General features: G+C 30.5%; 6 protein-coding genes and 1 tRNA gene. 4 read left to right on the top strand and 3 right to left on the bottom strand.

From position 1 onward, the window contains the following. Nucleotides 1-250 precede the first annotated feature (250 nt). Nucleotides 251-811: a hypothetical protein gene (locus tag ACVC08_RS07305; RefSeq protein ID WP_452601558.1), complete on the top strand. Its 561-nt coding sequence runs from the start codon at nt 251-253 to the stop codon at nt 809-811. On the opposite strand, the gene ACVC08_RS07300 is transcribed toward ACVC08_RS07305, so the two are convergent. Beyond that, nucleotides 777-850 (bottom strand) — tRNA-Asn (locus ACVC08_RS07300). The genes ACVC08_RS07305 and ACVC08_RS07300 overlap by 35 nt on opposite strands. A 117-nt stretch (nt 851-967) precedes the next feature. Next, complete coding sequence (rseP, locus tag ACVC08_RS07295) at nt 968-2308, bottom strand: RIP metalloprotease RseP (RefSeq protein WP_452601557.1); 1341 nt, start codon at nt 2306-2308, stop codon at nt 968-970. A gap of 169 nt (nt 2309-2477) precedes the next feature. Here rseP and ACVC08_RS07290 point away from each other — a divergent pair, with 169 nt between their 5' ends. From ACVC08_RS07290 to feoB, 3 genes are all read left to right on the top strand, one after another. Then, a complete protein-coding gene (locus tag ACVC08_RS07290; RefSeq protein ID WP_452598625.1) occupies nt 2478-3152 on the top strand; it encodes an SCO family protein in 675 nt (224 codons plus the stop codon). A gap of 72 nt (nt 3153-3224) precedes the next feature. Continuing rightward, complete coding sequence (locus ACVC08_RS07285; RefSeq protein WP_452598626.1) at nt 3225-3461, top strand: FeoA family protein; 237 nt, start codon at nt 3225-3227, stop codon at nt 3459-3461. Further along, nucleotides 3454-5553: a ferrous iron transport protein B gene (gene feoB, locus ACVC08_RS07280; RefSeq protein WP_452601556.1), complete on the top strand. Its 2100-nt coding sequence runs from the start codon at nt 3454-3456 to the stop codon at nt 5551-5553. The genes ACVC08_RS07285 and feoB overlap by 8 nt, the downstream gene beginning before the upstream one ends. 432 nt (nt 5554-5985) lie before the next feature. Here feoB and ACVC08_RS07275 read toward each other — a convergent pair whose 3' ends face one another. Then, the gene (locus ACVC08_RS07275; protein WP_452598629.1) at nt 5986-6414 is read right to left on the bottom strand and encodes a hypothetical protein; all 429 of its coding nucleotides are present in this window, start codon (nt 6412-6414) and stop codon (nt 5986-5988) included. Nucleotides 6415-6466 lie beyond the last annotated feature (52 nt).

Below are 6466 nucleotides of genomic sequence, written 5' to 3'. Positions count from 1 at the left end.
CTTTTGCATAACTAAGCTCTACAGCTTTATGTTTAAATTCTTTGGTGTAAAAATTTCGTGGTTTTGACATTGTTATTTTATTAAAGTTTATAAATATATAAACTCGCTTCTTACTGTCCTGTCAAATATAGCATGTCCATTAACAGGAAGTGCTTCAAAAGGAAGAAATGGGAAGCGTCATTTCTATTATCATTGTCAGCCAAAATGTAAAGAACGGTTTAGAGCAGATGATGCTAATGGCTTATTTGAATTGCTTCTTCAAGAGTTTGTAATAAAAGAAGATGTAAAGAAGCTGTATAAAGAAATTTTAATAGAAACATTCAGTGGAGAAAAACAATCTAGAAAAACTAGATTGAGGCAAATTAAAATAGAGCTTGATAAATTAGATAAAAGAGTAGAATCAGTAGAAGATAAATTTTTCGATAACTTCATTGATGTTTCAACTTATAATTCTGTTAAAAATAAAACCAAGCAAAAAATAAATGATCTTAATGCAGAGGCGGAGAGTTTGAAAGGCTTAAATAATGATATAGAGGAGTATCTAAAATTGGGGATTTCATTACTTAATGGAATAGATAAACTTTATGTCTCCTCTCCAGCGAGTATCAAAAAAAAGATTGTTGGTTCGATATTTCCTGAAAAATTGGTGTTTATGAAAAATAAGTATCGAACCGCTAATTTGAATTCGTTAATGTCTGTAATTATTAGTAAACATAAGCGTTTCAAGTTATTGGAAATAAAAAATCCCACCATTTCTGGTGGGAAGTCTAAGAAAGCTCCTCTTCTTGGGCTCGAACCAAGGACCCTCTGATTAACAGTCAGATGCTCTAACCAACTGAGCTAAAGAGGAGTGTTTTTCGCTGTTGCGAGTGCAAATATAAAAGCTTTTTTCAATTGTACAATAGAAAAATTAATTTTTTTTCTAAGAACTTTACTTTTATTTAAAAGCGAATTGAAAATGAGCTTTTTATCCTGTAATCCATTTAAAAATATCATTACCATTGGCAAACAGTACAAGCCCCATTAAAAGAATAAAACCTACCATTTGTGCATATTCCATAAACTTGTCACCAGGTTTTCTCCCAGAAATCATTTCATAAAGTAAAAACATAACATGTCCACCATCTAAAGCAGGAATAGGTAATAAATTAAGAACTCCTAACATAATTGATAAAAAGGCAGTAATATTCCAAAAAGCTTGCCAGCTCCATGTGTCTGGAAAGATGTCAAAAATAGCCTTAAAACCACCAACACCTTTATAAGCACCAGTACTTGGTGTGAAAATTAATTTTAATTGTGCAAAATACGATGTTATCTGTCCAGTAAACTTTCTGTAACCAACACCAAAACTTTCTCCAAAAGAATACTCTTTGGTTATAATATTGTAATAACCTAATTCAGCAAAACGTTTAGGGTGAGATGCAGCAATGATTCCAAATTTTCCGTCATTATCAATTTTTAGTTGTCGAGAAATAGTTTCGTTGCCTCTTAAAATAGAAGCAGTAACAGTTTCTCCTTTTAAGTTTGTTGCGAGACTTTTTACTTCATCATAATACTTTAGTTCATTTCCATTAATAGCAGTAATAATATCTTTAGGCTGTAAATCTACATTTTTGTTTGCAGAAGAGTCCGCTATTGAACCAACCATAAAAGGAATTCGTAATTGAAATAAGCTCCTGTCTTTGCTATTAGAGAGTTGACCTAAAAAATCTTCTGGAAAACTAACTGTTTTTTCTTCTCCGTTTCTAGAAACAGTAACCGTTTCGGCTCCAATAATATTTTCTCTTATATCTGAATTATTTATAATTTGAGTATCATTTATTTTTAGAACCTTATCACCTGTTTGTAAACCTAAATCTGTAAGTAATTTATTCTCTATCCAATAACCATCCTTAATACTAGAAACAGAAATATCAGAGTCTCCATAAGCAAAAGAAGCTAAAATGTATATAATTAAAGCCAATACAAAGTTTACAAAAACACCACCAAGCATAATAATTAAACGCTGCCAAGCTGGTTTAGAGCGAAATTCCCAGGGTTGTGGGGGCTTAGCCATTTGCTCTTTATCCATGCTTTCATCTATCATTCCAGCAATTTTAACATAACCACCTAAAGGTAACCAACCAATACCGTAAACAGTTTCACCTATTTTCTTTTTAAATAGAGAGTACTTTACATCAAAAAACAAGTAAAACTTTTCTACTCTAGTTTTAAAAAGTCTAGCAGGAATAAAGTGTCCTAACTCGTGTAGTATAATTAGTAGGGAAAGGCTAAGTAAAAATTGACTTATTTTTATTACGAACTCCATGTATTATTGTATTCTAAAATTTTTCAAGAGCCAAAAGTAAGTATTTAGATTAAGTATAAAAAGCTATTAACGTATTGCTTTGTATTTTAATAGTAATTTATGAAAGAAATTAATATGCTGTGTTTCAATTTCATTGTATTTTTGTATTCTATTTTACAAATAGTAATATATGTTATCATTTTTTAAAGACTACAAGAAGTTTGCTGTTGGATTTGCCGTTCTTTCAGCAATTATAATCACAATCTTTTATTCTATTCTAAAACCAGAAGAAAAACCATTGCCTATTTACCAGCCAAGTAATATTGATACAGAATTAGTAGATAGTACAATACAGCATGTTAAAAAATATCATAAGATAGCAGACTTTAGCCTAACAAATCAAAATGGAAAAACTATAACACAGGAAGATTATAAAAACAAAATATATGTTGCCGATTTCTTTTTTACAACCTGTGGAACCATCTGTCCTATTATGACAGACCATATGAGAGATATTCAAAAAGAAATATTAAATGATGATGAAGTTATGCTATTATCTCATTCCGTAACACCAAAAATAGATACAGTAGCTCAGTTAAAACGATATGCTAGAAGAAAAGGAGTAAACGATGCAAAATGGAATCTAGTAACAGGTAATAAAAAACATATTTATGATTTAGCAAGAAAGAGCTACATGGCAGTTAAAGATGGTAATTATGATGATTATAGCATGATACATACCGAAAACTTTATGCTAATTGATAAAAAGAGACAAATACGAGGTTTCTATGATGGTACAGACCCAGAAGCTATTTCTCAACTTTTAAAAGACATTAAAAAGTTAAAAAAAGAATCTAATAAGTAGTTTTCTATCTACAATTTTTTTACCTACCATTTTTCCTTTACTTTTGCCTCTTTAAAATCAATCTAAATAAGCTTGCAACTCACACTAGCACAATTAAAACGAGGAGAGACTGCGGTAATAACCGATGTGTCATCTAAACAAATACCATTAAAACTTTTAGAAATGGGGTGTCTTCCTGGTAATAGTGTAGAATTAGTGCAAATAGCTCCTTTTGCAGACCCAATGTATTTAAATATAAATGGGAGTCATCTTGCAATACGTAAGGAGACAGCACAACATATACTAATTGAAAACATAACCAATGAGTAAACAGTTAAATGTCGCTTTAATTGGAAATCCCAATACAGGAAAAACATCAGTTTTTAATGCACTTACAGGTCTAAACCAAAAAGTAGGAAATTATCCAGGGATAACAGTAGAGAAAAAAGAAGGAACCTGTAAACTAGCAAGAGGCGTAAAAGCACATATTATAGATTTGCCTGGAACCTACAGTTTAAATGCGTCCTCTTTAGATGAAAATGTAGTAATAGAGCTACTTTTAAACAAAAACGATAAAGACTTTCCAGATGTAGCAGTAGTGGTTAGTGATGTAGAAAACTTAAAGCGTAACCTGTTACTATTTACACAAATTAAAGATTTAGAAATTCCTTGTCTATTGGTAATTAATATGGCCGATAGAATGAAATATAAAGGAATTTCTCTTGACATAGATTACCTAGAAGCCAAATTAGAAACAAAAATAGCGTTAATAAGCACCCGTAAAAAAACAGGAATAGACAATTTAAAAGAACTTATAACAAACTATAAAGAATTATCTGTAAAACCCTGTGTAAATGCCTCAGAAATAGATGAGGAATATTTTAACAGGCTCTCTAAAGCTTTTCCTAATCAATTATTATATAAACTTTGGCTAGTTATAACACAAGACGTTAATTTTGGTAAAACAGACCGAAAAGAAATAGATGCAATTACAAGTTTTAAAACAAAATCTAAAAGCGATTTAAAACGACTTCAGCAAAAAGAAACGATAAAACGCTATCAATTTATAAATGAAGTCTTAAAGAAAGGGCAGACTATAGATACATCGCAAGCTAAAGATTTAAGGACCAAGTTCGATCGTGTTTTAACTCATAAAGTATGGGGCTATCTTATATTCTTTTTTATTCTATTAACCATATTCCAAGCCATATATGATTGGTCAGGTTACCCAATGGAATATATAGACGAAACCTTTGCCTCCCTTAGCGATTGGACCAAAAAATCATTGCCAACAGGAGTTTTTACTAATCTACTAGCAGAAGGTATTATTCCAGGGTTAGGAGGTATAGTAATTTTTATTCCACAAATAGCCTTTTTATTTTTCTTTATAGCTATTCTTGAAGAAAGCGGATACATGAGTCGTGTTGTTTTTTTAATGGATCGTATTATGAGGCGTTTTGGATTAAGCGGTAAAAGTGTTGTGCCATTAATCTCTGGAACCGCTTGTGCTATTCCTGCAATTATGGCGACTAGAAATATAGAAAGCTGGAAAGAACGCCTTATTACTATATTAGTAACACCATTTACTACATGCTCGGCACGATTACCAGTTTATTTAATAATTATAGGTTTAGTTATTCCAAAAGGACGTTTTATAGGGTTGAGTTATCAAGCTTTAACGCTAATGCTACTATACTTAATAGGATTTGGAGCAGCAATTCTTTCAGCATACATTTTAAATAAAATACTTAAAATAAAAAGTAAAACTTATTTTGTAGTAGAAATGCCAAACTATAAATTACCAATGTTTAAAAATGTTGGTTTAACAGTTCTAGAAAAAACAAAATCATTCATTTTTGGAGCCGGTAAAATTATTTTAGCAATATCTATTGTATTATGGGTTTTAGCGTCTTATGGCCCAGGAGAGCAGTTTAATAATGCAGAACAAATAGTAACAGAAGAATATGCATCTCAAAACCTACAGGAAGAAGAACTACAACAAAAAATAGCATCACATAAGTTAGAACATTCCTTTATAGGTATTACAGGTAGAGCAATAGAACCAGCTATAAGGCCTTTAGGTTACGATTGGAAAATAGGTATTGCAATTGTGAGCTCTTTTGCAGCGCGAGAAGTTTTTGTGGGAACATTAGCTACCATTTATAGTGTTGGAACAGACGATGAAAAGACAATAACAAAACGAATGGCTGGGGAAATAAACCCAATTACAGGTAAGCCATTATATAATTTTGCCTCAGGTATTTCTTTGCTGTTATTTTATGCATTTGCAATGCAATGTATGAGTACACTAGCTATAGTAAAACGAGAAACAAATAGCTGGAAATGGCCAATGATACAATTAACAGCTATGACGGTATTAGCGTATGTTGTAGCTTTAATAGCTTTTCAGTTTTTAAAATAAACAATTAAGGAGTTATTACAAATTCCGACGAAAGAAATATGAATACAATTATTCAAAATATACTTGTTTTTATAACTTTAGCAGCAGCTATTTCTTTTTTAATAAAGAAATTCTTTTGGAAAAAAACAAAAGCTAAAAAAACATGTGGTAAAGATAGTTGTGGCTGTCACTAAATGCTTATTTTTGGTATAAAATAATATTTGGCAATACTACTTATTTTAATAGCTTTTTACTTTGATTATAAATCTGAAAAAGAGTCTTTTTTTGAAGATTTAAAAGGAGGGTTGTTTGTACTTATAATTTTTATCTTTAGTGGACTGTTTCTAAAATATATAATGGGCCTTAGCCTACTTTATATTGTGTTCTCTATAGGTGTAGAAATTATTTTATTATTTACAATTAAAGGATTTTTAAATAAAAATAAGAACTAAACTATTCTATCTCTTTTATGTCTAATTGAAGGTAGTAGTCCTCAGTTTTAATTTTTTTGCCATACTCTGGATATGGAGATAAAGTGTAACCAGAAATATTAAGCGTTTCTGAAGCAAAAATATTAGCAAGTTTGTCTACAAATTGATTAGACGTATTAAATACAATTTCTTTTTGATCTATTTTTTTGCCAGCTTTATAAATATCCACTAATACCTTTGCCTCTCCAGCCCAAACACAAGAAACACCTTTAGGGCAGCGAGAATCTGTTACAACTTCTACAAACTTAATATCAATATCTTCAAAATGCATTAGTTTACCTAATTGTAATTTGGTAACAATCTTAGGAGTTTCAACTTTTACTTTAGTAGAATCTTGAGCAATTCCAAAAGAAGAAAATAATATGGCAATGACAAAAACGATAGATTTCATTATAACTTAATGTTTTAGATTATAAATATAACGTAAATCGTGCCAAACTTAA

Source organism: Pontimicrobium sp. MEBiC06410 (assembly GCF_053601615.1).
Note: the sequence above shows the minus strand (reverse complement) of the source record. Positions and strands in the feature narration are given on the sequence as shown.